The organism is Mesobacillus jeotgali, assembly GCF_900166585.1.
Taxonomy (GTDB): domain Bacteria; phylum Bacillota; class Bacilli; order Bacillales; family Cytobacillaceae; genus Mesobacillus; species Mesobacillus jeotgali_A.
Window position 1 is genome coordinate 1,895,816 of the sequence record NZ_FVZC01000009.1, and the last position, 26,465, is coordinate 1,922,280.

The following is a 26,465-nucleotide window of genomic DNA, read 5'->3' on the forward strand; positions in this document are numbered from 1 at the left end:
TGTTCCCCTTACTTAAGGTTTAATCTGTTCCATGAATTCACGGATTGTTTTTTCAGTTAATTCTCCGGTATGGCTTTTCACTACCTTGCCTTCTTTGTCAATCAGAAAAGTGATTGGAAGCGGGTTGATGCCATAGGCCGTCTGAACCTGTCCATCCTTGTCAATCATGACAGGGAATGTCATGCCTTTCCGCTCCACAAACTTATTGACAACTAGCTCTGATTCACCTGAATCAACCGCAAGTACCTGAACTCCCTGATCCTTGAATTGCTGGTACTGATTTTCTATATAAGGCATTTCCCTCTCACATGGCTTGCACCAGGTTGCCCAAAAATTCAGGAAAACTCCTTGCCCCTTATATTCCGAGAGCCTATGCTTATTTCCCTCCATATCAACAAGGACAAAATCAGGAGCTGGTTTACCAACCTCGATTTTATGGTTTTTATCCTTGTTCATGTTGGCATATAAAGTATAGCCAACAGCAATAGCCATTACCGCGAGAATAATTGTTCGAGTGATCAGTCGTTTTTGCTTCATTCCCTAAACCTCCCACCGTATTTCTCCCTTATTATATCATTTCCACTATAACAATGGTGATCTCTATGATTTTTTCATAGCAAGGACGCGAAGCTGCTTTACCTCGTGATGTGTGAGCTCCCTGATTTCCCCAGTCCTTAATCCATTCAATGTCAGGAAACCATATTTCTCCCGCTTCAGTTTCATTACAGGATGGCCAATTGCCTCAAACATCCTTCTGACCTGCCTATTCCGTCCCTCATGAATGGTGATTTCAACAATCGCCGTATCTTTCTTTTTATCCACACTGAGCATCTTGGTTTTGGCCGGCGCTGTTTTCCCGTCCTCGAGCATGACGCCTCGTGCCAGAGTGGTCAGTTTTTCTTTCGACGGAATCCCTTTTACCTTGGCAACATATACTTTGTCGATTTCATTGCTGGGATGCATGAGCAAATTCGCAAATTCCCCGTCATTTGTCAGCAAAAGCAGTCCCGAAGTATCATAATCCAGGCGCCCTACAGGATAAATGCGCTGTTCAATTGTCTGGAAAAAGTCTGTAACCACTTTGCGTCCCTTTTCATCCTGTACACTTGAAATGACTCCACGAGGTTTATAGAACAAGAAGTAAACTGGCTCTTCACCTTCAATCTGTATTCCATCCACTTCGACTTTATCAGAGGGTGTCACTTTGCGGCCAAGTTCTTTGACTACACTGCCATTTACCTTAACTCTGCCTTCGAGTATCATTTCCTCGGCTTTTCTTCTCGATGCTATACCTGCATGAGCAATCACTTTTTGCAGTCTTTCCATGAAGGTCACTCCTAATTAATATCAATTAACAACAGTTTATATAATTATCTAATCCACCCTTATGAATTATGACATAACTTTCTCTGATTTCAAAGTAAGCAATGGTGGAAAAAGCGAAAAATAAATAGAGAATGTTAATACTTCATTAACATAGTTTCGCTAAGTTCACCTGCAGTTTATAGATCGTACTTTAAAACTAAAAAAGAAGATACCCATAGAAGGTATCTTCCTATTTTGAAAACATGAACGTTACAACAATAATCGCTGTAATGATTGCTACTGCATCAGCAAGAAGGCCGACTTTAAGTGCGTCACCCATTTTTTTAATTCCGACAGCCCCGAAATAAACCGTAAGGACATAGAAGGTGGTGTCGGTACTGCCCTGCAGTGTAGCAGCAAGAGTACCAATAAAAGAGTCTGGACCATGAATACTAATCAGATCACTTGTAATTCCTAGTGCAGCTGTGCCTGAAATCGGCCTGATCAGTGCAAGCGGAACGACTTCAGCAGGAATGCCAATCATCTCAAGTCCGGGACGAATCCAGTTCACCATGACATCAAGTGCACCAGATGCCCTGAAGACCGCAATCGCAACCATCATCCCTACCAGGAACGGCATGATGGACACAGCCATTTTTATCCCTTCCTTGCCTCCTTCTACAAAACTCTCATAGGTTGGGACTTTTTTATATGTTCCATATATAAGGATAAAAGCGATCAAGACAGGGATGAACCATAGCGATAACGCAGATACAATTTCCATTTTGATTTACCCCTTTTTGCTTCTTCTATAGTAAAAGAACCGGTCAATCAGAATCGCAGCTACAGCAGAAACCGCAGTTGCAACGAGAGTCGGACCGACTATATCAGTAGGATTGGAGGAATCATAATTCATCCTTATCGCTATGACAGTGGTCGGTATGAGGGTGATGCTCGCAGTATTGATCGCGAGAAAGGTAATCATTGACCGGCTGGCTTCATTTTTTCCGCCATTCAAATCCTTCAATTCTTCCATAGCCTTTATCCCCAGAGGTGTAGCTGCATTTCCAAGGCCGAACATATTTGCTATCATATTTGACAGGATATAGCCCATCGCAGGATGGGAAGAAGGAACTTCCGGGAACAACTTGGATATAAAGGGCTTAAATAAACTGGATAGCTTTGACAGCAGGCCAGAATCCTCAGCAATCCGCATCATACCGAGCCAGAAAACAAGGATGCTGATCAAACCGATACTAAGAGTGATTGCTTCCTTCGCACCTGTAAAAACAGCTTCGTTCACTTCTGTCATTGTTCCATTCACCATTGCAAAGCCAAGGCCAATTAAGATCATCACAACCCAGATATAATTAACCATGACCCTTGACTCCTGCTATTGAGGTGAAAATATTTTTAAATAAATCCAAAAATGACTTTTTCTCTTTTGCTTCCTGTTTATAATAAACAGGCAAACTGGCAATCTGCTGATCTTCCAGGAATACATTTGCCCGGCCGGCAATCTGCTGATTCTGTATATCCCTTTTATCCTTGCCCGGCTTACTTAGCCTGTATTCGACTCTCACCAGATCTTCCTCTTCAGCAGTAAGCGGATAGACAAAGGAATGATCTAGATAAATCTTGTTTTTATACTGAGAATCTTTTATTCCATCCACTTTCCCTTTGGAGAGAATCTCCGCAATATCGTAATTCGAAAAAGCTGTTTCAAACATCTGTATATGATCATTCCAATCATCTGGAGCATTGAGCGTAACTGCTATCAATTCGAAGTCACCCTTCTTGGCTGTTGACACCAGGGTCCTTTTTGCCCTTTTTGTATACCCTGTTTTCCCCCCTGTACTGTGCTTGTATTTTTCTGTCAGGAGCCTGTTCTTATTTTTCCATACCCTGTCCCAGGTTTCTGTCGGATTTGGCGCCCTGTGTATCTTTGTTCCTGCTATCTTCTTGTATCTCTCGTCCTTCATCGCATACCGGGTCAAAATAGCCATGTCATAAGCGGTAGAAACATGATTTTCGTGGTCATCCAACCCATGCGGATTGGCAAAGTGTGTATTTTCCATGCCAATTTCCTGCGCCTTTTCATTCATAATGTAAACAAAGCCGTCCAAACTGCCACCCACATGTTCAGCGATAGCGACAGCAGCATCATTCCCCGATCTAAGCATCAGGCCATACACCAGGTCCTCAAGCCTGATTTTTTCACCCGGCTTTAAATACAAAGAAGATCCTTCTGTCCGGACTGCCCTCTCACTGACTTTTACCTTCTCATCCAATTTTCCGGATTCTATTGCCAGGATCGCTGTCATGATTTTCGTAATACTGGCGATTCTGCTGACCCTGTGCGCATCTTTTTCATATAACACCCTGCCAGATTCCTGTTCTATTAAAATAGCGCTCCGGGCACTTACAGAAACAGAAGCCTGCACTGTTCCAGGAATGCTGTATATCAACAGAGTGACGATCATTGATAATTTCATCCAAATCCTTTTCATTGATAGATCCTCGTCTCCTTTGGCAGTTTGTACAAGTTTATGCTGGACAAGGCATGTTATGACATAAAAGCATTGTTTTAACTCAATGATCATATTTCCAATATATTTAACCCCCTTATATATATTGATTGAAGCAGAATTTGCGTTACCATTTCGGATTAGGCGTCTTTCGGGACCAATGATTCTTTCCCATTTAGTCTAATCCGTATCGGTTCTTTTACTAAAACCTCATTTACGTTCCTTCCATGGTAAATCCATCTCTGTTCGGGCTCATATATTTGTTTACCTTTACTTTTGGGCTGGCTACTCTTGCCGTTACTTTGAATCCCGCTTCATCTTTTTTTACTACAAAAAAAGAACAGCCAATTTAGGCTGTTCCTTTGATGAATTATCTCGATTGGAGCATTTTTGTCCGGTAATCCGTCTCATAATATTCAAGCTCTTCACGGATTCTTTGAAAGCCGCTTTCCAGGCTGACAACCAGATCGCTTAGCTGAGCAGCGACAGGCTGCCTGAACTTGATTGCATTCCTGCCAGTGTAGGCAGAACGGCTGTCTTCATACCAGGCATCATTTTTTGGAGAGAAGAATTCTTCGATGCACTGATAGTAGATTCGGTATAATGTCTTTTCTGCTGCAGGTTTCGAAAAAGTTTCCGCTTGAAGGATTACCTTGCACGCATCCAGTCCTTCTTCACAATAAACCGCCAGCTTGCGGAGACTTGAAAGGATCGTCCTGTAATATTCCTCATCCGACGGCTGTCCTTGTTTAAGGCTTTCGAGAGTCGTTTCATTCAGAAAGCTTTCAAGTGTCACAACTGTGCCTGATAGGAATTCCCTTACTTCTTCAATTTGCGTTTTAACAATACTATTCCCCAAAATGACACCCCCATTGGATTTTAAGCATGTCTGTTGTTGTGCAGGTGAAGCTTATTCCCGCCATAGCAATCCCATTTAGCAACACACTCAATAACTAAATCTTATACCGGCTGGACAATATAATCTAAAGGAGAGCGCACTTCAAAAGATCCTTTTTGATCAATACCTTCATAGATTCCAGGAATCTTGCTGAAATCAAGCCCTTTGAAAATATCCGCGAACTCTCTCTGTTCATTTATATATACCCTTTTGCGATGTCGATATCCCGGATTTTTCAAAAGTGCAGCAAGTGCAACCAGATCCTTCATGTATACTTCCTTATTGCCGGCTTTGAAGACCGGGTTTTCTGTGAATGGAGTAATATTCCCGACAAGCTCATCGAAATACCTGACGTATAAAACATGCAGCGTTTTCTCCTTGCCATCTTCTGCAAAAGTAACTTCACTCCTGTTGAAAAAATCCTCTGAGGTGTTCGATTTTTCTTTTTCAAGTTCATAACCAACACATTGCTTTATAAGCATGTTATTCCTCCCGTTGGACATTCATTCTTAAATCCTTATGTAGTAAGAGATGCTTTTACAAAGCCTGTCTAAAGACTTATTCAGCGCGTATGCATTTCCCTGTTGATTATTTTGATTTTATCATAAATTCCAAACTTTGTGCATAACAGCTATTGGTCAATATCCATTGTTTCCTGGAATTTCTCAAAGAATAGATCCGCATCATCCTGCAGGTCATCTTCCTCTATATTTTCCGGGAGAGGAGGCAGTTCGTTTATATTTTTTAAGCCGAAATAATCTAGGAATTCTTTTGTTGTCCCATACAAAATCGCTCGTCCCGTCCCTTCTGCCCTCCCTACTTCCTTGATCAAAGCTCGTGAAGACAGCGTATGAAGAGGCCTTTCGGTTTTCACACCCCGGATTTCCTCAATTTCAATACGCGTTATAGGCTGTTTATATGCGACAATCGCCAGAGTTTCCAGTGCAGCCTGTGAAAGATGTGCTGTACCCGGTGACTCGACGAGCTTCTTAAGGTAAACAGCATGTTCTTTCTTTGTGGCCAGCTGATATACGCCCGCCAGTTGAACAATGGTAATACCGCGGTGTTCGTCCTGGTCGTAATCATGCTGCAACTGGTTAATTATTTCATTGGCCTGGATATCATCAATATCCAGTACAGATGTAATTTGCTTCATGCTCAAGCCTTCATCTCCAGCGGCAAAAAGCAGGCTCTCCAGTATGCCTTTCCATTTAACTATTTCCACACTTTTACTCCTTTCTGGCTGTCATATAAATCTCAGCGAAGTTCTGTTCCTGCTCAATGTCAATTTCCTTCCGTTTGATCAACTCGAGTATGGCCAGGAAAGTGACTACAATGTGCTCGCGGTCAGAATCTGGGAATAAGTCGTTGAATTTCTTCCTAGTTCCGCTTTTTTTCAGGAAGGTCAGTACCTCATCCATTCTCTTTTCAATCGATATTTCCTGACGTGCAATCTTGGTTGAGATCGGCCTTTGGAGCTTTTTCCTTCTTAAAAGCTTCTGAAACGCACCCAGCATGTCATACAAGGAGATATCCAGATCAGCATTTTCATTCCTTTGATCATCAGCATACTCAGTAAGGTCACTCGGAGGCTTGGTATACATAAGGCCCCGTTCCTCTTCAAGTGACTTTAAATCATTTGCAGCTTCTTTGAACTTTTTATATTCAATCAATCTCTCGACTAGTTCATTTCGCGGATCCTCATCTTGATCAAATTCAAATTCATCATCAAGCTCTTCTTCATGCTTTGGAAGGAGCATCTTGCTTTTGATTGCCAGCAGAGTTGCCGCCATTACAAGATATTCACTGGCGACATCAAGCTGCAATTCCTTCATCGCATGGATGTACATCAAATATTGTTCAGTAATTTCCGCTACCGGTATATCGTAAATATCAATCTCCAAGCGATTGATCAAGTGCAGAAGTAAATCCAACGGACCTTCGAAGGCCTCAATTTTAACGTTATATTGCATCATTTTCCACCAAAATTCCTATATTGAACTGCATCATTATATAAGTATAGTAGATTAACTTCATGTTATCCATCACTAATTTAATGGGAATCCTTATTGGAAATCCGCAAACGCCCAAACCATTTCCTTTGTTTCTGCATATGCTGAAATTGAATCTTAGGCTATTTCATTATTAGGAGGTATGTTAAATGTCAGATGGTAAAGGCTATGGCTATGGTGCAGGTTTCGCATTAATCGTCGTGCTTTTCATTTTGCTCATCATCGTTGGTGCTGCCTGGTTATAGACCCGGGCATTAAAAAACTGTTTATGCCTGGCTATAGCCGGGCATTTTCCATTTTCAATTGGCTTCCTTTGCTACTAATGGATAAAATGTATGCTAAGCTATTGTTAGTTGAAAGGGGGTTTTTTTCATGACGAAATATCCGGCTTCCTATATACAATATCTCGCTCACTTTCACGGAGACAGGGATTATTTTGAGTGCCATGAAATTTTAGAAGAATACTGGAAAGCCACTGATGCAGGCAATAAAGAGTCCATCTGGGTTGCTTTAATTCTTCTGGCCGTTTCAAATTATCACCATCGGCGAAGAAATTTTTCAGGAGCATTAAGGACTTTAAGCAAGGCAATGGAAATTTTTTCAGCTGACAGGCAGGCGATCAGCCGCTTGGGGATTGATCCTGATCTCTTAACTGAATCTCTGGGTAAAAAAAGGGAGAAACTGCTCAATAAGCTGCCATATACGAGCTTCAACCTTCCTATTAATGATGCCGAATTAAAGAAGCTGTGCTTAGAAGAATGCAAACAGAATGGATTTACATGGGGTACAGCCAGTGACATGCACAATAATGAATTGATCCACAGGCATACAAAACGGGACCGAAGTGATGTTATCTCGGAGCGCAGGATGGCTCTCGAGGAAAGGAAAAACAGGAAGAACTAGTAATGTGTACTTGATCAAAATCATTTTTCCCGCAAAAAAAGGCAGGGATTTAGCATCCACTGCCTTCTACACTGCTATCTTCCTGGCTGCATTTTTCAAAGAAGGAAGCTGTCTCCGCATTTGCAATCGCTGTCCACTCCGGAAACATTTCCTGCAATGCATTGACCATCCTTCTTCCGATACCCTGATGCCGATGAGATGGATTCACAGATATATGGAGAAGCTGCATTACCTTATCTTCAGAGAAGTTAACACCCAAAAGCCCAATGATATCTTCTCCTTCCTTCCATAAGAACAGCTGCCATGAATCATCTGTTTCATAATTCCTCATCGTCTGCTGAAGTTTTTTCAAATCCTTTTCATTTGGCATGAAAGATAACAAACCCATCGCAATCTTTTCAAATGCCTTTTTATATCGAATTAACATAAATATCCCTCATTGTGGTTTGACAGTAATAATGGAATAATACCAACACTATTTTTTCCATTCTTCTTCTAATTTAAACCTTTGCTCCTCCTGATCGAGAAACGCAAAAATAAAATGTTATTCACCATTTTGATATTATATGTTTTTCTGCAATTCTGGTTCTTAAATAATTTGAATTGATAATATCATACAAAATCAAAAGTAATACTTCAATTCTTTTCTGAACTCTATTGTCCAGGTATGATAAAAAACCAGTAGTAGGCACCCCATCCAAGAGACATCAATAACAATAACAGAAACAATAGCCAGTTGTTACTTTTCATTTGGATCCCCCCAATCAGTTATTCTACAATAAGACCGGGATTTTAGCCAACTTTAGCAAATTCGACGAAAAACAGATAAAAGCTGCAGAAGTGCAGCTTTAACTTTTTACCTTTTCCTTAAGCGGCAGATCTAACTTCACCATGTCTTCATATGTTTCACGGCGAACCACCAGTGTATCATTGGAATCTTCCAGGAACACCACGGCAGGCCTTGGAAGGCGGTTATAGTTGTTAGCCATTGAATATCCGTAAGCTCCTGTACAAAATACTGCAAGGAGATCCTGGTCTCCCGACTTTGGAAGCGGAAGGTCCCAAATCAGCATGTCGCCGGATTCACAGCACTTCCCCGCAATTGAAACTGTTTCTTCGGGTTTGTCCATTGCTCTGTTAGCAAGGATGGCCTCGTATTTTGCCTGATACAATGCAGGTCGGATATTATCGCTCATGCCCCCATCAACCGCTACGTACTGACGGACATTCGGGACATCCTTTCGTGAGCCAATCCGGTACAGCGTAGTGCCGGCATCTCCCACAAGTGAACGTCCTGGCTCGATCCAAATTTCCGGCATTCTCATTTCAAGGCGGGAAGCTTGCATTTTGACCTCTGCAATAATTTCTTCTACATATTGCGCAGCTGGGATAGGATCGTCCTCATCCGTATAACGAATCCCAAAACCGCCGCCAAGATTAAGAACAGCAGACTCGAAGGACAATTCCTTTTTCCATTGCTGCAATTTTTCAAATATTTTCTGTGCCGCAAGGATGAACCCTGTCGTTTCAAAAATTTGTGAGCCTATATGGCAATGCAGCCCCAGCACATCAATATGTTTGTCCTCCAGGGAAGTCCGCATCGCCGTGTCAGCCTGTCCATTCTGTAAGTCAAAGCCAAACTTTGAATCTTCCTGCCCTGTTAAAATATAGTCATGGGTATGTGCTTCAATTCCAGGGGTAACTCTTAATAAAACCTTGGTGACGGTATTCTTTTCCTTGCAAATGTCCCTCAGCATGTCGAGTTCATGAAAATTATCTACAACAATGCAGCCAATGTTGTGCTCTATTGCCATAACCAGTTCTTCCCGGCTTTTATTATTTCCATGAAAATGAATTTTTTCCGTTGGGAACCCGGCTGCAAGTGCCGTGTACAGCTCACCGCCAGAAACAACATCAAGCGAAAGACCTTCCTCGGCAGCCAGCTGCACCATGGCAACTGTTGAAAAGGCTTTGCTTGCATACGCTACTTGCGCAGTAATTCCGGCGTTCTCAAAAGTCCTTTTAAAGGCTCTTGCCCGTTCCCTTATTAAGGCTACGTCATAAACATACAGCGGGGTTCCATATTTTTCAGCCAAATGGACTGTATCAACACCGCCAATTTCCAAATGTCCTAATCGGTTGGTCTTTGCCGTTCCATGAAATTCCATGTTGTCCCCTCATCCCTTGCCAATTAAATTCACTTTCACTGAACCATGTTTTCATTTCGATCAGCCATTTCCTCATACACTGTGCAGAATCACAAACTAATCAGTGAGTAATAAATAAATAGACAGTTCATTTGATGAACTGTCTATTTACTTTTTCGCTTTAGGTCTTTAGTAAATTAAAAACACTTTACCACAATTCATGACAACGCGCAATTCTATATTGTCAGGATTTTGCAGGCTGCTTATAGCGATTTCTCGCATGCACGATACTTGGCCGGATTTTCGAACCAGGCACAGCCCTCCTGATCAATATCTGCATAAAAGCAACAGGGTGGAAAGGCAGGAACGGCCAAAGGTAGGGAGTGTTCAGTGACTTTATATTGGCAAGCAATAAAAACCAGATCGTAGTGCCTAAAATAAATCCAGGTACATGGAATATTGCTGTCACTATCAGCAGGAATATCCTTCCTATTTTGTTCGCTACACTCAGCTCATAACTCGGTGTCGCATAGGTTCCGATTGCCGCTACAGCCACATAAAGTATAACTTCAGGCACGAAGAGGCCTACATCGATTGCGATTTGCCCAATCAGGACGGCAGCAATTAAGCCCATGGCCGTTGAAAGCGGTGTAGGAGTATGGATAGCCGCCATTCGCAGGAATTCGATTCCGCCATCTGCCAGCATAATTTGCAGGAAAATCGGAATATTGGATTTTTCATTAGGTCCAATAAATGAAATTTTTTCAGGTAAAAGGTCAGGGTTCTGCACGAATAAGTACCATAACGGCAAGAGCAGCAGAGATGCCAGTACGCCAAGAAAACGAACCCATCTGACCATTGTTCCTACTGCTGGAGACTGTCTGTACTCTTCAGCATGCTGGAGATGATGAAAATAGGTAGTCGGTGTTATGATGACACTCGGGGATGTATCAACATAAATCAGGACATGGCCTTCGAGCAGATGAGTCGCAGCGACATCCGCACGCTCTGTGTATCTTACGAGCGGATACGGATTATAGCCTTGTTTGACTAGAAATTCTTCAATTGTTTTATCTGCCATCGTGATTCCATCGATTTTGATTGACTGCAGCTCTTTTTTAATGACATCAATCAATCCAGGATTCGCAATATCTTTAATGTATCCAAGGGCAACATCCGATTTTGACCTTTCTCCAACCTTCATCATGTCAAAACGGAGATTCTCATCCCTGATCCTTCTTCGGGTCAAAGCGGTGTTGACGATAATGTTTTCGACAAATCCGTCCCTGGATCCGCGTACTACCTTTTCTGTATCAGGTTCCTGTGGCTGCCTGCCAGGATAACTCCGGACATCAACCACCAATCCGACTGCTTCACCTTCAACCAGAAAGACAATCAGGCCAGAAAGGACCTGGTCAACCAGTTCATCCATTGTTTTTATTTTCTGTACAGATTGGTGGGTAATCCTGTTTTCGACAATGGCCTGCAAATGAGTTGATAGCTTCTCATTATCATTGATATCGACCAATTCTTCAACGATATGTACGATGAAGCTTGTATCACATAAACCATTTACATAATAAAAATGAACATCTTTTTTAAGGATTTTCAGCTTCCTGACACCAAGGTCAAAACTATCACCAAGGCCTACATGTTCTTTCATGTACTTTTCAGCTTCATCCAATGAATGTGGAATTGGCAGCTTGTCATTCTTCTTCGGCATAGAATCCGCTCCTTTCAAGGATGATTTCCACTGCTTTTTTTGTAATTGGTGCCCCTATTTTATAATGGTCCCGCCTGGCCATTTTACCGATATCCCCAATTCCGATGATCAACGGGACATCCAGTTTATCCAGACAGTAAACCGTATCTCCATTAATCCTGCCCATTTCCAGCTCTGGAAGCCCATGTTTATCTACGCCATAGGGAGTAAGCTCACCTTCTCGGTCGATGCAAAAGTCTACCCTGCTCCATTCCTCCATATGTGTCTTAGAAGCAACCGCAATTACCCCTAGTACTTCAATGTCATCATGTTCTGCTACATATTTTAATGCCTTTTCTCCTGCCCCTTCTCCCAGAAATCCACTATCATCAAACATGACGAGAACAGGATCATTTGCTGCTGTCTTGATCAATTTAACAAGGTGGGGACCAGAAAGGACTGAGGGGTTTCCGTGTGAAAGAGAGATGCACCGTCCGCCTATATCAGCAGCAACACGCTCTACCGCACGCCGGGCATAATCATCACCATCTGTAATTAGGATAACCTTCCTTTTTTCGGACATGATTTGCCGTCCTTTCTGTTTCCTGATTTTTTATCGCCCTATAAAGTAAACCCAGTGGAACAATGAGCCAAATACCTTACCCAAAACGATGGCCATAAGCAAAGTTTCTAGTTTGTCGTCCACCCTGATTCTTTTTGCCAGAATCGGCAGTACATTCAATACTTCGGTTAATGCTGCTGCCAGCATGCCTACAAAAATGCCTCCTGTCAGGCCAAGAGGGATTGCAGTAAAAGGAGATAAGGTCAACTCAGGATCTCTCAGGCTTCCAACTGTACCAAGCAATGCTCCAAGTACCACAGCCCATTCATACCAGGAAATCAGCTTAATTGTTTTTGTGAGCTGAGTAAGCCTGGGGATCACTCCCAAAACCGACAAAAATGCAACAAACCCAGATCCCACTGCCAGCCCGCTCGCCAGCCCGATTAGAATAATGAACAAGATATTAATCGTCATCGAGATGTTTCACGCTTTCCTTGTTTTCGTGCATGATTACATATTGGTCAAGCGATTGCTGATAGTTGAACATTTCCACTTCCAGGGGGCTGGGCTCTTCGTTTAGCCTCTTTTTGAATACATGGTTAAAAAACAGGATCATGCCAACACCAATGCCGATTGAATAAGGAATCTGGAATAACAGGGGTTTGGCGACTACTTTTCCCGTCATGATAAAATAGAGCCGCTGATGCACCGTTTGCATGCTGACATCTTCATGAAAGTTCATGATCGTCATAGCTGCACCGAAAAACAGCAAGAACCACACAAGGATAAAAAATGGAATCGACAAACCTTTTTTCTTGTAGATCACTTCAATAATCGTTTGAGGCGGCCCTACAGTCTGGACTTCATATTCTGGATATATCCCTGTAATGAAATGGATGACCTTCATAACATCGATAATATGGATATGGTCTTTAGGCGAAATCTTTTTGACTTGAAGCGATGCCAGGTTTTGATATATATCTTCACTGGCAATGATCTGGGCAATATCCTTTAATAAAAGTAATTCTTCAGGCTTTACCTGGACGCGATTCCGCATCCGGATATAAATCGTTTTTTCCATCAGATTCACTTCCAACACAGTGTTTTCCTCGTATATTTAGTATGTATACCTTGGATTTTTTCATGAAGCCCAATAATTGGTTAAGTTGGAGGGATTGGTGGCTGAAGAAATACGGTACCTTTTCCGGATCAATAGTAATGGAATATATGTTTCGCGAATCTTGCTTTTCGGGATGCCAATCGACCTATTGGTGACCTCTTTTTCTTGAACCTGGATACCCAGAGCGCCAATGATGTCAACATTCATGCAGCGGGTTTTCCGGTATGTTTGATATCCAAGTTTCCTTGTCATAAGGAAAAATCGATAAAAATAAAAAAAACCGAATGGATTCAAAGATCCATTCGGCCTTTCATTTGCTGCAATATTTTCTTTTCCAAGCGGGAAACCTGAACCTGGGAGATTCCAAGCCGGGCTGCGACTTCTGACTGGGTTTGATCCTTATAGTAGCGCAAATATACGATTAGTTTTTCCCGTTCATCCAGTTCGTTGATTGCCTCTTTTAAGGCAATTTTATCGAACCAGCGTCCTTCTTCCCCATTATCGATCTGGTCCAGCAGGGTAATTGGGTCACCGTCGTTTTCGTACACGGTTTCATGAATAGATGCCGGGCTCCGGCTTGCCTCCTGTGCCATGATCACCTCTTCTGGTGATAGCTCGAGCAGCTCGGCAATTTCTTTGACAGTCGGTACCCTGCCAAGGTTTTTGGAAAGCTCATCTTTTGCTTTCCTGATTTTATTGCCTGTTTCCTTCAGCGACCTGCTGACCTTCACGGTACCGTCATCCCTGATAAATCTCTGGATTTCTCCAATAATCATCGGAACGGCATACGTTGAAAATTTCACATCATACGAGAGGTCAAATTTATCAACTGATTTTAAAAGGCCGATGCTGCCGATTTGAAACAGATCGTCTGGCTCATACCCTCTGTTAAGGAAGCGTTGGACGACGGACCAAACGAGGCGCATGTTTTTCTGGACAATCAAGTCCCTGGCAGCCTGGTCTCCCTGCTGGCTTTTCAAAATCAGTTCTTTGACTTCATGGTCCTTAAGATAAGTTTGGCTATTATCCTTTTTTACCTCCACATCCATAAGCAGAACTCCCTTAATTGCACAGCGCTTTGCTCTTTGACAGGTGCTTTTTCAAACGAATCTCTGTCCCAAAGCCGGGCTCTGATCTCACTTGTACTTCGTCCATGAAATTTTCCATTATCGTAAAACCCATACCGGACCGTTCCAGTTCTGGCTTTGATGTATAAAGAGGCTGCATGGCTTCATCGATATCTGGAATCCCTATTCCTTCATCTTTAATGAGCATTTCGATAGAACCATCCTGGAGCAGAACGGAAATAAACACCTTTCCGTCCGGATCGCTCTCATATCCATGGATGATTGCATTTGTTACCGCTTCTGAGACTACTGTTTTGATTTCTGTCAGTTCGTCCATAGTTGGATCCAGCTGCGCAATAAAGGCAGCAACGGTAACGCGGGCGAATGATTCGTTTTGGCTTAACGCGCTAAAATGAAGATTCATTTCATTCTTCATGGATCAAGCTACCCCCAATCTCTCTAATGCAAATTCTTCCGACGGTTCAAGACGGATGATCTTGAATAAGCCCGACATATCAAATAATCTTTTGATTGGCGGTGAGATTGCGCATACTACCATTTCTCCATGAAGCTGTTTAATTTGTTTATATCTTCCCAAAACTACACCCAATCCCGAACTATCCATAAAGGTGAGGTGTTCGAGGTTCATGACAATGTGACGGACTCCTTCGTTTTCAAGGGCTTTTGTTGCCTGCTCGCGAAGCTGGTCTGCGGTGTGGTGATCCAATTCACCACTCACTCGGATCAATAAGACATCATGCTTCACTTCCATATCAATGTTAAGACTCACTATCCAAAGCCTCCTTATCTGGTATAGTGAGTCAAATTCTCCATCGTTTCAGCCAAATCCTTCTTCAGAACAAAACTAGTGCAATTTCGCTAAAACTAGATGGAATTGCAGACTTTTCGACACATTGATGATCCTGTCCAATTCCTTATTGGCTTCCTGCTCTCGTAAACATACCAAAGGAACGCTTATACAGGATCCACCAGCTTGCTTTCTTCACTGATGTATCCGCTACCAGAGGGCTTTCTGAGACGGTCTTGCCGTCTTTTACAAGCTTAAGTGTTCCTACTTTATCTCCTTTTTGTACCGGAGCTTTTATACTTTTGTTCAGCGTAATCTTCTGTTTGACATCCTTGATGTCTACTCCTTTTTTTGTGAGCAGTGAAACACTTTCAGAAGTGACCGCGTTTATTGTCTTTTTGTCTCCCTTGCTGATTACTGCTTTTCCAAGCGGCTGCCCTTTCTTGAACATTGGATGTGTCTGGTACTGGCTGAAAGCATAATCCAGCATCTTCGTTACCTGGGCATTCCTCGCTTTGGAGGTAGGTGCTCCAAACACGACTGCGATTGCACGCATGCCATCCTTTTGGGCAGTGGCTGTAAGACAATATTTTGCTTCATTTGTAAAACCCGTTTTCAGACCATCGACTCCCGGGTAAAAACGGACAAGCTTATTCGTATTGACAAGCCAGAATTTCTTTTCTGAATCCTCACGCAGGTAATCTTCATACGTACCTGTATACTTGGTTATTTTTTCGTACTTAAGAAGCTCTTTTGCCATCATGGCCATATCATATGACGAGCTATAATGTCCATCGACAGGCAGTCCGGTAGTATTTTTAAAATAGGTATCTTTTAAGCCAAGTTCTTTTACCTTCTTGTTCATCATTTTTACAAAGGTCTCTTCAGATCCACCAATGCGCTCTGCCATCGCCACTGCAGCATCATTACCTGATCCGATAGCGATTCCTTTGAGCAATTGCTCAACTGTCATTTCTTCACCTGGCTCCAGGAATATCTGAGATCCTCCCATTGAAGCGGCATATTCACTTGCGCGGACTTTTTCGTCTAGCTTCAGCCTTCCTTCATCCAGTGCTTCCATGATCAGCAGCATTGTCATGATTTTTGTCATGCTTGCCGGCGGGAGCTTTTCATGGCTGTTTTTATCAAACAGTACCTGCCCTGTATCACGCTCAATCAAAATAGCTGAACTGGCATCATTGGCCAGTCCCGGGTCTCCTTCATTGGCATATCCTTTAGGGGATATAAATGCTGCACCCAGCATAAAAACAAGCAGTAAACTCGTAAACTTTTTCAGATTCATAGCCATAACCCTCCTATCTTTATAGGCTCTATTTTTATCCAATGAATCCATTTTTATACAGATAGGGTATATAAAACCCCTTTTTTTGTATATAAAAAAGCGGAGAGTCATCTCTCCGCTTTGGTACATAGTCTTTATTCAGTGATTTCCTCGTGTATGAGGACTGGCGCATCAACGTGTCCGCCAGTGATTTTTATGTTCTCATAAAGCATTTCTTTTACTTCATTAACATCCTCAAAATTACTATAGATAGTAAGAAGGGATTCTCCCTTTTCTACCTTGTCACCAATTTTCTTGCGAAGCATCAGGCCGACTGCCAAATCGATTTCTGATTCCTTTGTTGCTCTGCCTGCCCCTAGTAGCATTGCAGCTGTACCCACCTCATCAGCGACGATTTCAGAAACATATCCAGCATCTTTGGCTTCAAGTTCAAATGTATACTTAGCCTGCGGAAGCTTTTCCGGATGATCGACAACAGATGCATCACCGCCCTGAGAGGAAAGGAATACCTTGAATGTTTCAAGTGCAGAGCCGTTTTGGATGGCTTCTTCCAGCTTGCTGCGTGCTGCTCCAAGAGATTCTGCTTTTCCTGCAAGGAAAACCATGTGGCTTCCTAGTGTCAGGCATAACTCTGTTAAATCTTCAGGACCTTCACCTTTTAAAGTATCGATTGCTTCCTTAACTTCCAGTGCGTTTCCGATAGCAAACCCAAGCGGCTGGCTCATATCAGAAATGACAGCCATCGTCCTGCGGCCAACATTGTTTCCGATTCTAACCATTGCTTTTGCCAATTCACGTGAATCTTCCAGAGTCTTCATGAATGCTCCTGCTCCAGTTTTAACGTCAAGAACGATCGCATCGGCTCCTGCAGCGATTTTCTTGCTCATGATGGAGCTGGCAATCAAAGGAATGCTGTCCACTGTAGCTGTTACATCACGTAAAGAATAAAGCTTCTTATCGGCCGGAGTGAGATTTCCGCTTTGACCGATGACAGCAATCTTATTCTTATTAACTAGGTCAATGAATTCTTCATTGTCAATTTCAACATGGAAGCCTTCGACTGATTCAAGCTTATCGATCGTACCGCCAGTATGCCCTAGGCCGCGGCCAGACATTTTGGCTACTGGGACACCAACTGCAGCAACTAATGGACCCAGAACAAGAGTGGTTGTATCCCCTACACCGCCTGTAGAGTGCTTATCGACTTTAACACCTTCAATCGCTGAAAGGTCGATCTGGTCTCCTGACTCCACCATTGCCATTGTAAGGTCAGCACGTTCTTTTTCCGTCATCCCCTGGAAAAAAATCGCCATTGTCAATGCGCTCACCTGATAGTCAGGTATACTTCCATTTGTATAACCATCAATAAAAAACTGAATTTCTTCGGTTGATAACTCATGTCCGTCACGCTTTTTCTCTATTACGTCAACCATTCTCATCATTATCACCACTTATTATTATTTAGCTGGAGAGCTATGGATTATTTTTGACCTATTGTTTTTACAATCTCATTCACAAGTAAAAGGAAACTAGACTTCACCTTTTCCGTTGTTTCGATTACTTCATCATGGCTTAACGGTTGATCGAGGATGCCTGCTGCCATGTTTGAGATACAGGAAATTCCAAGCACCTCAATTCCTGAATGCTTCGCAACAATGACTTCAGGCACGGTAGACATTCCTACTGCGTCTCCACCCAGCGTACGGATCATTCTTACTTCAGCCGGTGTTTCATATACAGGTCCAGGATTTCCAAGATATACGCCCTCTTTAATTGTAAGATTATTCTTTTCAGCGACCTCTTTTGCAATACCTCTCAAATTCTTTGAGTAGGCTTCGCTCATATCTGGGAAGCGAACACCGAATCTAGAATCATTTGGCCCTATCAATGGGTTTGTACCCATATTGTTTATATGGTCTGTAATGATCATCAAATCCCCTGGCTCGAAGCTTTCGTTGACCCCGCCAGCTGCGTTTGTAACAATCAGCTTATCAACACCAAGTTCCTTCATGACACGAACCGGGAAAGTTACCTTATCCATGCTATAGCCTTCATAGTAATGAAAACGGCCCTGCATCGCGATGACTTCCACGCCGCTAAGCTGCCCGCAAACTAATTGGCCTGCATGACCTTCCACTGTAGAAACCGGGAAGCCTGGGATCTCGTTGTAAGGAATCTTGACAGGGTCTGAAATGTCGTCAGCAAGAACACCCAGTCCTGAGCCAAGAATCAAGCCGATTTTCGGCTGCTGCTTTAATTTTCCACTAATAAAAGATGCTGCTGTTTGAATTTGATTATATTCCATGAATTCCACTCCTTAGTTCAATTCCTTTAGGAAGCTAGTTCCGTGTTCCGGCATTTTTACTTTAAAGTTCTCCGCAACTGTCGCGCCTATGTCAGCAAAGGTTTTACGGACAGGCAGTTCTTTCCCTTCCTTCATTCCCTTTGAATAAACAAGCAGCGGCACGTATTCACGTGTGTGGTCTGTTCCGTGGTGAACCGGATCATTACCGTGATCTGCCGTAATGATGAGCAGGTCATCTTCTTTCAGTTTTTCAAATACTTCCGGCAGGCGTGCATCATATTCTTCAAGTGCCTTGCCATAGCCTTCTGGGTCACGTCGATGCCCGAACAGCGCATCGAAATCAACCAGGTTCAAAAAGCTCAATCCAGTGAAGTCCTGTTCCAATGTCTGAAGGAGTTTATCCATTCCATCCATATTTGACACTGTACGAAGCGATTCAGTTACCCCTTCGCCGTCATAAATATCCGAAATTTTACCGATTGCCAGTACGTCGAGTCCTGCATCCTTCAATTCATTCATGACAGTTCTGTCAAATGGCTTCAGTGCATAATCATGACGGTTTGATGTACGTTTAAAGTTACCTGGTTCACCGAGAAATGGTCTTGCAATGACTCTGCCGACCATATACTTTTCATCAAGTGTCAGTTCCCTGGCAATCTTGCATATATCATAGAGCTCTTCTATTGGGACGATTTCTTCATGGGCAGCGATCTGCAATACCGAATCTGCTGAAGTGTAAACAATCAAAGCACCTGTCTTCATGTGCTCTTCACCAAGCTCAACAAGGATTTCGGTTCCGCTTGCCGGTTTGTTTCCAATTACTTTCCTGCCAGTGCGGGATTCAAGCTCAGAAATCAGTTCATCAGGGAAGCCATCAGGGAACACCTGGAACGGAGTCTGGATATTCAAGCCCATGATCTCCCAATGTCCTGTCATTGTGTCCTTGCCATTTGAAGCCTCTTCCATCTTTGTATAGAATGCCAGCGGCTTTTCAGCAGGGCTGATTCCTTGAATCTCCTCAATGTTGCTAAGACCGAGCTTACCCATATTCGGCATGTTCAATCCGTTCATTTTCTCACCGATATGGCCAAGTGTATGGGAACCTTTATCCCCGAACTTTTCTGCATCAGGTGCCTCACCAATCCCGACTGAATCCATGACAATCAAAAATACTCGCTTATATGTATTCGACATTCTTTTTCCTCCTTAAAAAGCATGAATGCGTTACTCATAATTTTACAATTTTATGTTACCCTTTTTTGCTTATGATAATCGGATGCGTGCGTTTACATTTGTCAGAAGTCTGACATCTTCATTTTACTAAATATATTTAAAAACACAAGAAAAAAAGCCAGCTTTTCATGCGGCTTTTTTGACAATTCTATGAATCTATCTGTTTTTAATCTCAGTATAATTGTATCCTGCAATACATTATGCCCGAGGATGGAACTTTGTATAAACATCCTTTAATCTGGTCTTTGACACATGGGTATATATTTGTGTGGTGGAGATGTCTGCATGTCCCAGCATTTCCTGGACAGCCCGAAGATCTGCTCCATTTTCAAGCAGGTGGGTAGCAAATGAATGCCGCAGAGTATGCGGCGTCAATTCCTTTTCAATCCCCGAGTCTGAAGCGAGCCGTTTAAGGATTTTCCAAAAACCCTGACGCGTCAAACCCTTCCCATGGTGATTTAAAAATAAAGAATCATCCCTATGTTTTTTGGAAGCGAGTTTTGGCCTCCCTTTTTCAAGATACTGTTCAATTGCATCAGATGCCGTCTTCCCAATCGGGATGATCCTTTCCTTGCTCCCTTTTCCCATACAGCGTACAAACCCCATTGTCAGGTGTACATCAGACAATTTAAGCCCAATTAGTTCACTGACACGGATACCAGTAGCATACATCATTTCAAGCATCGCTTTATCCCGATAGCCGAAAGGGTCTGTCAATTTTGGGCTGTCAAGAAGAGTCTCAACCTCCTCCATGCTAAGAACCTTAGGCAAAGAGCGTTCATGCTGGGGACTCTCGATGTGGACAGTTGGATCATGGTCAACAGCCTTTTCCCGGAGGAGGAAATGGTGAAAAGCCCGGATTGAGGCAATATGCCTTGCCAATGTTTTTGAGGATTTCCCTGTATCTTTCAAAAACTTAAGGAAGTGGACAATCTGTGGACGCTGGACCTCATTCAAGTCCTTCAGCTTTTCAACATTCTTCAGATAATTAATATAGCTATTCAAGTCTCTTTTATAGGACACAATCGTATTCTTTGAGAGTCCCTTTTCAACTACAAGAAAGTGGATAAAGTCGTCGAGCCTGTCTTCCATTTTTATTACTCTCCATTCAGATAAAACAGTATCAGCCTTTCAAGCATGTTTCCTTCTTCTTTAACAAATGTTCCTGACACCTTGATGGCTGCTCCCTCAGGTGCATCATAGCGATGATAACTTTCATATTCTTCATTAATCCACATGATACCATAATAAAATAGAATTGTGCATCCTGTGAACAAGATGAACACCTTTAATGTATGCACGACCAAACCAATCCACGATTTCATATTTCTTGCCTCCATACCTGTTGTATAGAAAATTAACAGTCAATATCCTGTGACTGCTCACTGACTATACTTATTTATTAATCTGTATGCCAAATTGGACAAGAATTATACCTAATATAGGAGCATTTAAAGGAAATAAAAAACCCTTTTTCCAATGGAAAAAGGGCTTTGACTTATTCTGTTGCTGCCGTATCTTTCTCCTGGCATCTGTGGCAAATGCCATGGAAAGTCAGGCGATGGTCTTTGATTTTGAATTTCCAGTCTCTTTCAACGATTTCTTCAACGTCTTCGAGAAGATCGTCCTGGATTTCATCCACAGCCCCGCATTCGATGCAGACCAGGTGATGATGGAAATGGGCAGCGCCTTCCTGGCGGAGATCATATCGGGACACTCCGTCCCCAAAATTGATTTTATCGACAATTTTCAGTTCAGTAAGCAATTCAAGTGTCCGGTATACGGTTGCCAGTCCGATTTCAGGAGCTTTCTCTTTGACAAGCAAATAAACATCTTCAGCACTCAAGTGGTCTTCTTCATGTTCAAGCAGGACGCGAACGGTAGCCTCACGCTGAGGCGTTAATTTATAGCTGGACGAATGCAGCTGTTTCTTAATTCTCTCGATTCTGTTTTCCATTTCGATAACTCTCACTCCCCCGCCACTGTTCTTATATTATATCAGAAGGGGAATAAGATTCAAAATAAAATTATTACAAATAAGGAACAATAGTCATTTCTATTTAATAAAGACTTTAATTTATAGAATTGATAACAGCTTTTAAGAAAGCAGGGGATAAATAGGCCTCTACCCCCGCTGCAACCGCAAGAAAGACGAGAGCGGCAATAAAGGAAAAGATATATCTAAAAAATTGCGGCATGATCGGCTGGCTGATTTTCTTCATAAACTGATTGCGGATCATTTTCAAAGAAAAAGTAACCGCCATTGCCGCTGTAATGATGAAAACCGGGATGATGATGAAGTTTTGCGGCAGGATGGAAACAAAGGACAACAGGAATCCGTCCCATTGCATTTGGTTCACGAGAAAGCCGACAGTGAAACCGACTACCATTCCTTTCATGAACAGAAGAACCAGGATAACTGGAAGTCCAATAATAGAAACACCCAAAATCCAGATCAGGCCAATAAACTTGCCGTTATGCATAAAGCTTTGCAGAAACAAATCCCTTCCATCCGCTACTTTACCGGAAGCAGCCTGTCCAAAAAATTGTGATAGATAATAGAATAAATCTTCTTTTTGAGTAAAACTGAGGCTATTTACAATCACTGCCCCAAAGATCACGCCCATCAAGAACAGGACTATGACAAAAAGATAGATTGAGGAATATTCTCGTAAATGGTTTACTGCGACGTCCTGGTACCTTCGTTTCTTCATCTCTTTTCCTCCTGCATATTGGTTATTACCATCATATGCTTGGACGGGCTGTCTATGACTCGCAAAACAGAATTTCATTTTAATAGAAGCAAAAATCCGGCCTCTGATGACCGGATTTACATTTCTGCTATTTTGCCGTATTTACCGCCGCCGCCCGCCTGGAAGCCAAGTTGACCGTTTCTGGCCTTGTCGATGGTGATGGCTGTTTTTTCCGGGATTAGCTGCTTTAAGGATTCCAACGGGACAGAATGAAGGACGGCCATTTCCGTTCCGAAATGGTCCATGAGTTTCTCCAGCATTTTTGGCCCAAGTCCTGGAATGAACTCAAGCGGTACCTGATGTATATAGGGCGGCCTGCCTGACAGTTTCCCTTCTGAACTCTTCAGTTCTTGTATCCTGTCAGCAACCCCTTTGATGATCTTCTCAGAACCACAATTCCTGCACGGCTCATCAGTCATAGGAGTGTGAGTCATACAAACTGCACAAACCGTACGATGGTATTTTCCGAGCTGTGGATCCAGTCCGTAATTTGCCTTGATCCGCCTTCCATTCAATCCCTTTAGAGCAAGACTCAGTTCCTCAAAAGAGGGTTCACTCATTTCAATTTTTTGATATTCTCTCGCGATTTTAGCAAGAGAATGGGCATCCGAGTTCGTGACAAATGGATAACGGTGTATTTCTGAAAGCTGATCGGCCATCATCGTATTTGAACTTAATCCAAGTTCGATGCCATCAATCATCTCAGGATCGAATACTTCCATCAAAGATTGTTTTACACCTTTGCCATATAAGCTTTTAAACGGGGTAAACACATGGGCTGGAATGAAAATCCCGCCAAGCTCCTTCACTTTCCGCTGCAATTCACGCCCGGTAACATATACTCTTTGTGAGCTTAAGTTAATGTTTTTCAGGTGGCCACCCAGCCAAATCGAAAATATGCTCATTGCATGAAGCGTTGGAAGATAACACAGCACATGGATCGGCCCCTGTGTGCTTTCATCATTAATCTCAAGTTCTGACCCAAGGATGATGCTCATCCCGCCATAATTCAAACCTCCGCCGGGGTGCTCTTCAAGTTCACCTGACTGGAGCAGGTCCTTCATCTCCTCCAGGACTTCAGGTGAATGGCTGTCTATGATCCCAATCATGTTCATTCCTTTATAATCCCGCGCATGGTGTATGATATGGCTGAAGGTAAGTGATTTTGCACCAGTGATTTTCACTGCCCTGCCTGATTTCGTCCTCCCAATGTGTATATGGAGATCGACAAAGTATTCCTGCATTATTTACTCAGTGCCTCCTGCAATTGTAAATGTTGTATGGCAAACGCTGTTTTAGCATCATAGATCTTTTGTTCTTTTACCAGTTCGATTGCCTCTTCAAGATTTACCTCGATTAAATTGACAAATTCATCTTCATCAGCGGCTGCAGGGTTTGCTTTTTTTGTTAGTCCAGTTGCTGTATAAACATGAATGATTTCATCAGCGAATCCTGGTGATGTATAGAAGGATATAAGCCACTCCATGTTTGCGCATTCATAGCCAGTTTCTTCTTCAAGCTCCCGGGCGGCACAGATTTCCGGTTTCTCACCGGCCTCCAGTTTGCCAGCAGGTATTTCGATAATAGTCCTTTCAAGAGCCTTGCGGTACTGTTCTACTAAGATAATCTTATGGTCAGCTGTGACTGGAATGACCGCCACTGCCCCAGGATGCTTGACGATTTCCCTTTTAGACGTTTTTCCGTTCGGCAGTTCAACATCCTCAACCTGCAGGCTAATGACTTTTCCCGTAAAAATCTTCTCTGTTTTCAACGTTTTTTCTTCAAGAGATTTCATATACGTTTCACTCCTGTTCTAATCCGTTATCAAATGCTCATACATTTTACCATACTTATCCGAAAGGAGTATGACGATGAAAGTTTATGTGCATGGGCAAGGCTTCACGATTGCCGGAAAGGCATGGGAAATTAAAACGATTTTAAAAGAGTATGGCAAAAAGCACGAATTTGTAAAAGATTGGGTGAATACCGTCAATCAGCACATTAGTCGTCCAGATTAGTTGAACCTCCTCCTTTCCATCCGATAAAATAGAACCATTATGATGGATCGGAGTGATTCTCTTGAAAAAACGGAAATTAGGCGCTTCTGATTTATATGTAAGTGAAATCGGTCTTGGATGCATGTCACTTGGTACGGATTTCTCAAAGGCCCAGGCTGTGGTTGAAGCTGCCCTGGAGGAAGGGATCAATTATTTTGATACCGCTGACTTATACGACTTCGGAGAAAATGAAAAGATTGTCGGGAAGGCCCTTCATCAGTTCAGGGAACAGGTTGTCATTGCGACGAAAGCAGGCAATCGGTGGACCGATTCGAAGGACAGCTGGAGCTGGGACCCTTCCAAGTCCTATATAAAAGAGGCCGTTAAGCAGAGTTTAAAAAGATTGAATATTGATTATATCGACCTTTACCAGCTGCATGGAGGGACAATTGAAGATCCTATTGATGAAACGATCGAGGCATTTGAAGAATTAAAAAGTGAAGGCTATATCAAGTATTACGGAATTTCCTCCATCAGGCCCAATGTCATCCGTGAGTATGCACAAAAATCGAATATCGTCTCTGTCATGATGCAATACAGCATGCTGGACAGACGCCCGGAAGAAGAAGCGCTTCCGCTGCTTAATGAAAAAGGCATCAGCGTCGTCACTCGAGGAACGGTCGCAAAAGGTATGCTTAGTGATAAATTGCTTGAGAAAGCCCCTTCTAAGGGTTATCTTGACTACAATTACGAAGAATTGCGGGAACTACTTCCGTTATTGAAGGAAAAGCTGACTTCTGCCCGTACCCTTACTGAAGCAGCGATTCAATATAATTTGGCCGACCCGGCTGTCGCCTCAGTGGTCGCAGGGGCAAGCAATCCGGAGCAAATAATAGAAAACGCGCGGGCAGCAAAAGCCTGCCCTCTATCTGCAGAAGAAATCGACTTAATTAAGTCGATCACTAAAGAAAATCAGTATGAGCAGCATAGATAGCCAATCAAAACCAAGGACATATCCGCCTATTTGGCGGATATGTCCTTTTCAGTATCCCTAGACCAACAGCAGCAAAAATGTATAAGCCGCAAGACCCGCAGCAAAAGCCCAAAAATTGCTTTCCCGTTCTTCAGGAAGCTCTTCCTTCATGACATTCAAAATGACGCCACCGGCCAGCAATGCGAATAGGACCGCAATAATATTTTCATTCACCTTCACCATGATGCCGATTGCCCATCCGGCCAGTATTGCACCTGCCAGAAGCCACCTTCCGATCCGGTCATAAATCTCCTTATGCGCCTCCCTGAGGGTGTGATCACCCGTGATAAAGTGGACAGCAAGTGCAATGAAGTAAAAGATCAGCCCTTTGATGGATTCCTGTTCTCCATGCAGCAAAAGATATCCTATTAATCCGTTGTAGAGGAAAAATGAAGTGATATGAATCCAGAACACACCTTTAGATGCCCTGTCTATATGGTTCTTTTCCTGCTGCTTTTGCTTCGATATTTTCACCATGCGCTCCAATCCGTAAAAAACGGCCAAACCGAGCATTGCGACAATATATGTATGATTTTCAAAGAACTTGAGTGTTCCTGACTGAATATTCCGGTCCAATACCTCATTATGCTTATTCAATTCTGGAAGCAGGTGGATGAAGACATAAGCTACTGATATGCCTCCGGCCGCTGAAAGCAGCCTGCTTCTGGGTACATTATCCAAAAAGGGTAAATATCTCGAAAATAAATGAATGGCTACAAATCCTGCTGCCAGTATAAAAGTAATGAATGTCACTGTTTTAGCCCCTTTGCTGTTTTTTACTTACTTGCC

The 26,465-nt window shown here is 42.7% G+C and carries 34 protein-coding genes; 4 read left to right on the forward strand and 30 right to left on the reverse strand.

Annotated elements, in window-relative coordinates:
- Nucleotides 1-12: 12 nt before the first annotated feature.
- From resA to B5X77_RS19655, 9 genes are all read right to left on the reverse strand, one after another.
- Nucleotides 13-537, reverse strand: a complete 525-nt coding sequence (gene resA, locus B5X77_RS19615; RefSeq protein ID WP_079509605.1) for a thiol-disulfide oxidoreductase ResA — start codon at nt 535-537, stop codon at nt 13-15.
- Between the two features lie 63 nt (nt 538-600).
- Entirely contained in the window at nt 601-1,326 is a 726-nt protein-coding gene (gene rluB / locus B5X77_RS19620; protein ID WP_079509606.1) for a 23S rRNA pseudouridine(2605) synthase RluB, read from the reverse strand.
- A 229-nt stretch (nt 1,327-1,555) separates the two neighbouring features.
- Complete coding sequence (locus B5X77_RS19625) at nt 1,556-2,089, reverse strand: spore maturation protein (RefSeq protein ID WP_079509607.1); 534 nt, start codon at nt 2,087-2,089, stop codon at nt 1,556-1,558.
- A 6-nt stretch (nt 2,090-2,095) separates the two neighbouring features.
- The gene (locus B5X77_RS19630) at nt 2,096-2,683 is read right to left on the reverse strand and encodes a nucleoside recognition domain-containing protein (protein ID WP_079509608.1); all 588 of its coding nucleotides are present in this window, start codon (nt 2,681-2,683) and stop codon (nt 2,096-2,098) included.
- Entirely contained in the window at nt 2,676-3,815 is a 1,140-nt protein-coding gene (locus B5X77_RS19635; RefSeq protein ID WP_079510316.1) for a D-alanyl-D-alanine carboxypeptidase family protein, read from the reverse strand. Before B5X77_RS19635 ends, B5X77_RS19630 begins: the two co-directional genes overlap by 8 nt.
- A 388-nt stretch (nt 3,816-4,203) precedes the next feature.
- Nucleotides 4,204-4,692 carry a YpuI family protein gene (locus B5X77_RS19640; RefSeq protein ID WP_079509609.1) on the reverse strand — a complete coding sequence of 163 codons (489 nt, stop codon included), beginning with the start codon at nt 4,690-4,692 and terminating at the stop codon, nt 4,204-4,206.
- A gap of 101 nt (nt 4,693-4,793) precedes the next feature.
- The gene (locus B5X77_RS19645) at nt 4,794-5,213 is read right to left on the reverse strand and encodes a hypothetical protein (protein WP_079509610.1); all 420 of its coding nucleotides are present in this window, start codon (nt 5,211-5,213) and stop codon (nt 4,794-4,796) included.
- A gap of 149 nt (nt 5,214-5,362) precedes the next feature.
- A complete protein-coding gene (scpB, locus tag B5X77_RS19650; protein WP_139378393.1) occupies nt 5,363-5,956 on the reverse strand; it encodes an SMC-Scp complex subunit ScpB in 594 nt (197 codons plus the stop codon).
- Between the two features lie 4 nt (nt 5,957-5,960).
- Nucleotides 5,961-6,704, reverse strand: coding sequence for a segregation/condensation protein A (locus B5X77_RS19655; RefSeq protein ID WP_079509611.1), 744 nt, complete (start codon nt 6,702-6,704; stop codon nt 5,961-5,963).
- 188 nt (nt 6,705-6,892) lie between these two features.
- Here B5X77_RS19655 and B5X77_RS19660 point away from each other — a divergent pair, with 188 nt between their 5' ends.
- Nucleotides 6,893-6,988 carry a YjcZ family sporulation protein gene (locus tag B5X77_RS19660; protein ID WP_079509612.1) on the forward strand — a complete coding sequence of 32 codons (96 nt, stop codon included), beginning with the start codon at nt 6,893-6,895 and terminating at the stop codon, nt 6,986-6,988.
- Nucleotides 6,989-7,115: 127 nt separating this feature from the next.
- Nucleotides 7,116-7,646, forward strand: a complete 531-nt coding sequence (locus B5X77_RS19665) for a DUF309 domain-containing protein (RefSeq protein ID WP_079509613.1) — start codon at nt 7,116-7,118, stop codon at nt 7,644-7,646.
- A gap of 49 nt (nt 7,647-7,695) precedes the next feature.
- Here B5X77_RS19665 and B5X77_RS19670 read toward each other — a convergent pair whose 3' ends face one another.
- The 20 genes from B5X77_RS19670 to B5X77_RS19765 all read right to left on the reverse strand — a co-directional run bounded on the left by B5X77_RS19670 (nt 7,696) and on the right by B5X77_RS19765 (nt 24,441).
- Nucleotides 7,696-8,073 carry a GNAT family N-acetyltransferase gene (locus tag B5X77_RS19670; RefSeq protein WP_079509614.1) on the reverse strand — a complete coding sequence of 126 codons (378 nt, stop codon included), beginning with the start codon at nt 8,071-8,073 and terminating at the stop codon, nt 7,696-7,698.
- Between the two features lie 421 nt (nt 8,074-8,494).
- Complete coding sequence (gene lysA / locus B5X77_RS19675; protein ID WP_079509615.1) at nt 8,495-9,814, reverse strand: diaminopimelate decarboxylase; 1,320 nt, start codon at nt 9,812-9,814, stop codon at nt 8,495-8,497.
- 223 nt (nt 9,815-10,037) lie between these two features.
- Nucleotides 10,038-11,516, reverse strand: a complete 1,479-nt coding sequence (locus tag B5X77_RS19680; protein ID WP_079509616.1) for a spore germination protein — start codon at nt 11,514-11,516, stop codon at nt 10,038-10,040.
- Nucleotides 11,500-12,078, reverse strand: coding sequence for a stage V sporulation protein SpoVABEA (locus tag B5X77_RS19685; RefSeq protein WP_079509617.1), 579 nt, complete (start codon nt 12,076-12,078; stop codon nt 11,500-11,502). The genes B5X77_RS19680 and B5X77_RS19685 overlap by 17 nt, the downstream gene beginning before the upstream one ends.
- A 30-nt stretch (nt 12,079-12,108) precedes the next feature.
- Nucleotides 12,109-12,531 (reverse strand): stage V sporulation protein AB, encoded by a 423-nt coding sequence (locus B5X77_RS19690; RefSeq protein ID WP_079509618.1) that lies wholly within the window; start codon nt 12,529-12,531, stop codon nt 12,109-12,111.
- On the reverse strand, nt 12,521-13,138 hold the full coding sequence (locus B5X77_RS19695; RefSeq protein ID WP_079510317.1) for a stage V sporulation protein AA: 618 nt from the start codon (nt 13,136-13,138) through the stop codon (nt 12,521-12,523). Before B5X77_RS19695 ends, B5X77_RS19690 begins: the two co-directional genes overlap by 11 nt.
- 60 nt (nt 13,139-13,198) lie before the next feature.
- Entirely contained in the window at nt 13,199-13,384 is a 186-nt protein-coding gene (locus tag B5X77_RS19700; RefSeq protein ID WP_139378394.1) for a hypothetical protein, read from the reverse strand.
- A gap of 83 nt (nt 13,385-13,467) precedes the next feature.
- Nucleotides 13,468-14,226 (reverse strand): RNA polymerase sporulation sigma factor SigF, encoded by a 759-nt coding sequence (sigF, locus tag B5X77_RS19705; protein ID WP_079509620.1) that lies wholly within the window; start codon nt 14,224-14,226, stop codon nt 13,468-13,470.
- A 13-nt stretch (nt 14,227-14,239) separates the two neighbouring features.
- On the reverse strand, nt 14,240-14,680 hold the full coding sequence (gene spoIIAB / locus B5X77_RS19710; RefSeq protein WP_079509621.1) for an anti-sigma F factor: 441 nt from the start codon (nt 14,678-14,680) through the stop codon (nt 14,240-14,242).
- Nucleotides 14,681-14,683: 3 nt separating this feature from the next.
- Nucleotides 14,684-15,034: an anti-sigma F factor antagonist gene (gene spoIIAA / locus B5X77_RS19715; RefSeq protein ID WP_079509622.1), complete on the reverse strand. Its 351-nt coding sequence runs from the start codon at nt 15,032-15,034 to the stop codon at nt 14,684-14,686.
- 145 nt (nt 15,035-15,179) lie between these two features.
- Nucleotides 15,180-16,349, reverse strand: coding sequence for a D-alanyl-D-alanine carboxypeptidase family protein (locus B5X77_RS19720; protein ID WP_079510318.1), 1,170 nt, complete (start codon nt 16,347-16,349; stop codon nt 15,180-15,182).
- A 140-nt stretch (nt 16,350-16,489) separates the two neighbouring features.
- On the reverse strand, nt 16,490-17,794 hold the full coding sequence (locus B5X77_RS19725) for a pyrimidine-nucleoside phosphorylase (RefSeq protein WP_079509623.1): 1,305 nt from the start codon (nt 17,792-17,794) through the stop codon (nt 16,490-16,492).
- Nucleotides 17,795-17,835: 41 nt separating this feature from the next.
- The gene (locus B5X77_RS19730) at nt 17,836-18,660 is read right to left on the reverse strand and encodes a purine-nucleoside phosphorylase (protein ID WP_079509624.1); all 825 of its coding nucleotides are present in this window, start codon (nt 18,658-18,660) and stop codon (nt 17,836-17,838) included.
- 12 nt (nt 18,661-18,672) lie between these two features.
- The gene (gene deoB, locus B5X77_RS19735) at nt 18,673-19,854 is read right to left on the reverse strand and encodes a phosphopentomutase (protein WP_079509625.1); all 1,182 of its coding nucleotides are present in this window, start codon (nt 19,852-19,854) and stop codon (nt 18,673-18,675) included.
- A 237-nt stretch (nt 19,855-20,091) separates the two neighbouring features.
- Nucleotides 20,092-20,985 (reverse strand): site-specific tyrosine recombinase XerD, encoded by an 894-nt coding sequence (gene xerD / locus B5X77_RS19740; protein ID WP_079509626.1) that lies wholly within the window; start codon nt 20,983-20,985, stop codon nt 20,092-20,094.
- Between the two features lie 5 nt (nt 20,986-20,990).
- Nucleotides 20,991-21,218, reverse strand: a complete 228-nt coding sequence (locus B5X77_RS19745) for a YqzK family protein (RefSeq protein ID WP_079509627.1) — start codon at nt 21,216-21,218, stop codon at nt 20,991-20,993.
- Between the two features lie 173 nt (nt 21,219-21,391).
- Entirely contained in the window at nt 21,392-21,850 is a 459-nt protein-coding gene (gene fur, locus B5X77_RS19750) for a ferric iron uptake transcriptional regulator (protein ID WP_079509628.1), read from the reverse strand.
- A gap of 115 nt (nt 21,851-21,965) precedes the next feature.
- Nucleotides 21,966-22,607, reverse strand: a complete 642-nt coding sequence (spoIIM, locus tag B5X77_RS19755; protein ID WP_079509629.1) for a stage II sporulation protein M — start codon at nt 22,605-22,607, stop codon at nt 21,966-21,968.
- 116 nt (nt 22,608-22,723) lie between these two features.
- Complete coding sequence (locus B5X77_RS19760; RefSeq protein WP_079509630.1) at nt 22,724-23,890, reverse strand: endonuclease Q family protein; 1,167 nt, start codon at nt 23,888-23,890, stop codon at nt 22,724-22,726.
- On the reverse strand, nt 23,890-24,441 hold the full coding sequence (locus tag B5X77_RS19765; RefSeq protein WP_079509631.1) for an NUDIX hydrolase: 552 nt from the start codon (nt 24,439-24,441) through the stop codon (nt 23,890-23,892). Before B5X77_RS19765 ends, B5X77_RS19760 begins: the two co-directional genes overlap by 1 nt.
- A 76-nt stretch (nt 24,442-24,517) precedes the next feature.
- On the opposite strand from B5X77_RS19765, the gene mciZ reads away from it, so the two are divergent.
- Both mciZ and B5X77_RS19775 read left to right on the forward strand, forming a co-directional pair.
- Nucleotides 24,518-24,664, forward strand: coding sequence for a Z-ring formation inhibitor MciZ (mciZ, locus tag B5X77_RS19770; RefSeq protein WP_079509632.1), 147 nt, complete (start codon nt 24,518-24,520; stop codon nt 24,662-24,664).
- 61 nt (nt 24,665-24,725) lie between these two features.
- The gene (locus B5X77_RS19775; RefSeq protein WP_079509633.1) at nt 24,726-25,637 is read left to right on the forward strand and encodes an aldo/keto reductase; all 912 of its coding nucleotides are present in this window, start codon (nt 24,726-24,728) and stop codon (nt 25,635-25,637) included.
- A 57-nt stretch (nt 25,638-25,694) separates the two neighbouring features.
- Here the strand turns inward: B5X77_RS19775 and B5X77_RS19780 are convergent, their stop codons facing one another.
- Complete coding sequence (locus B5X77_RS19780; RefSeq protein WP_079509634.1) at nt 25,695-26,429, reverse strand: ZIP family transporter; 735 nt, start codon at nt 26,427-26,429, stop codon at nt 25,695-25,697.
- Nucleotides 26,430-26,465: the final 36 nt, after the last annotated feature.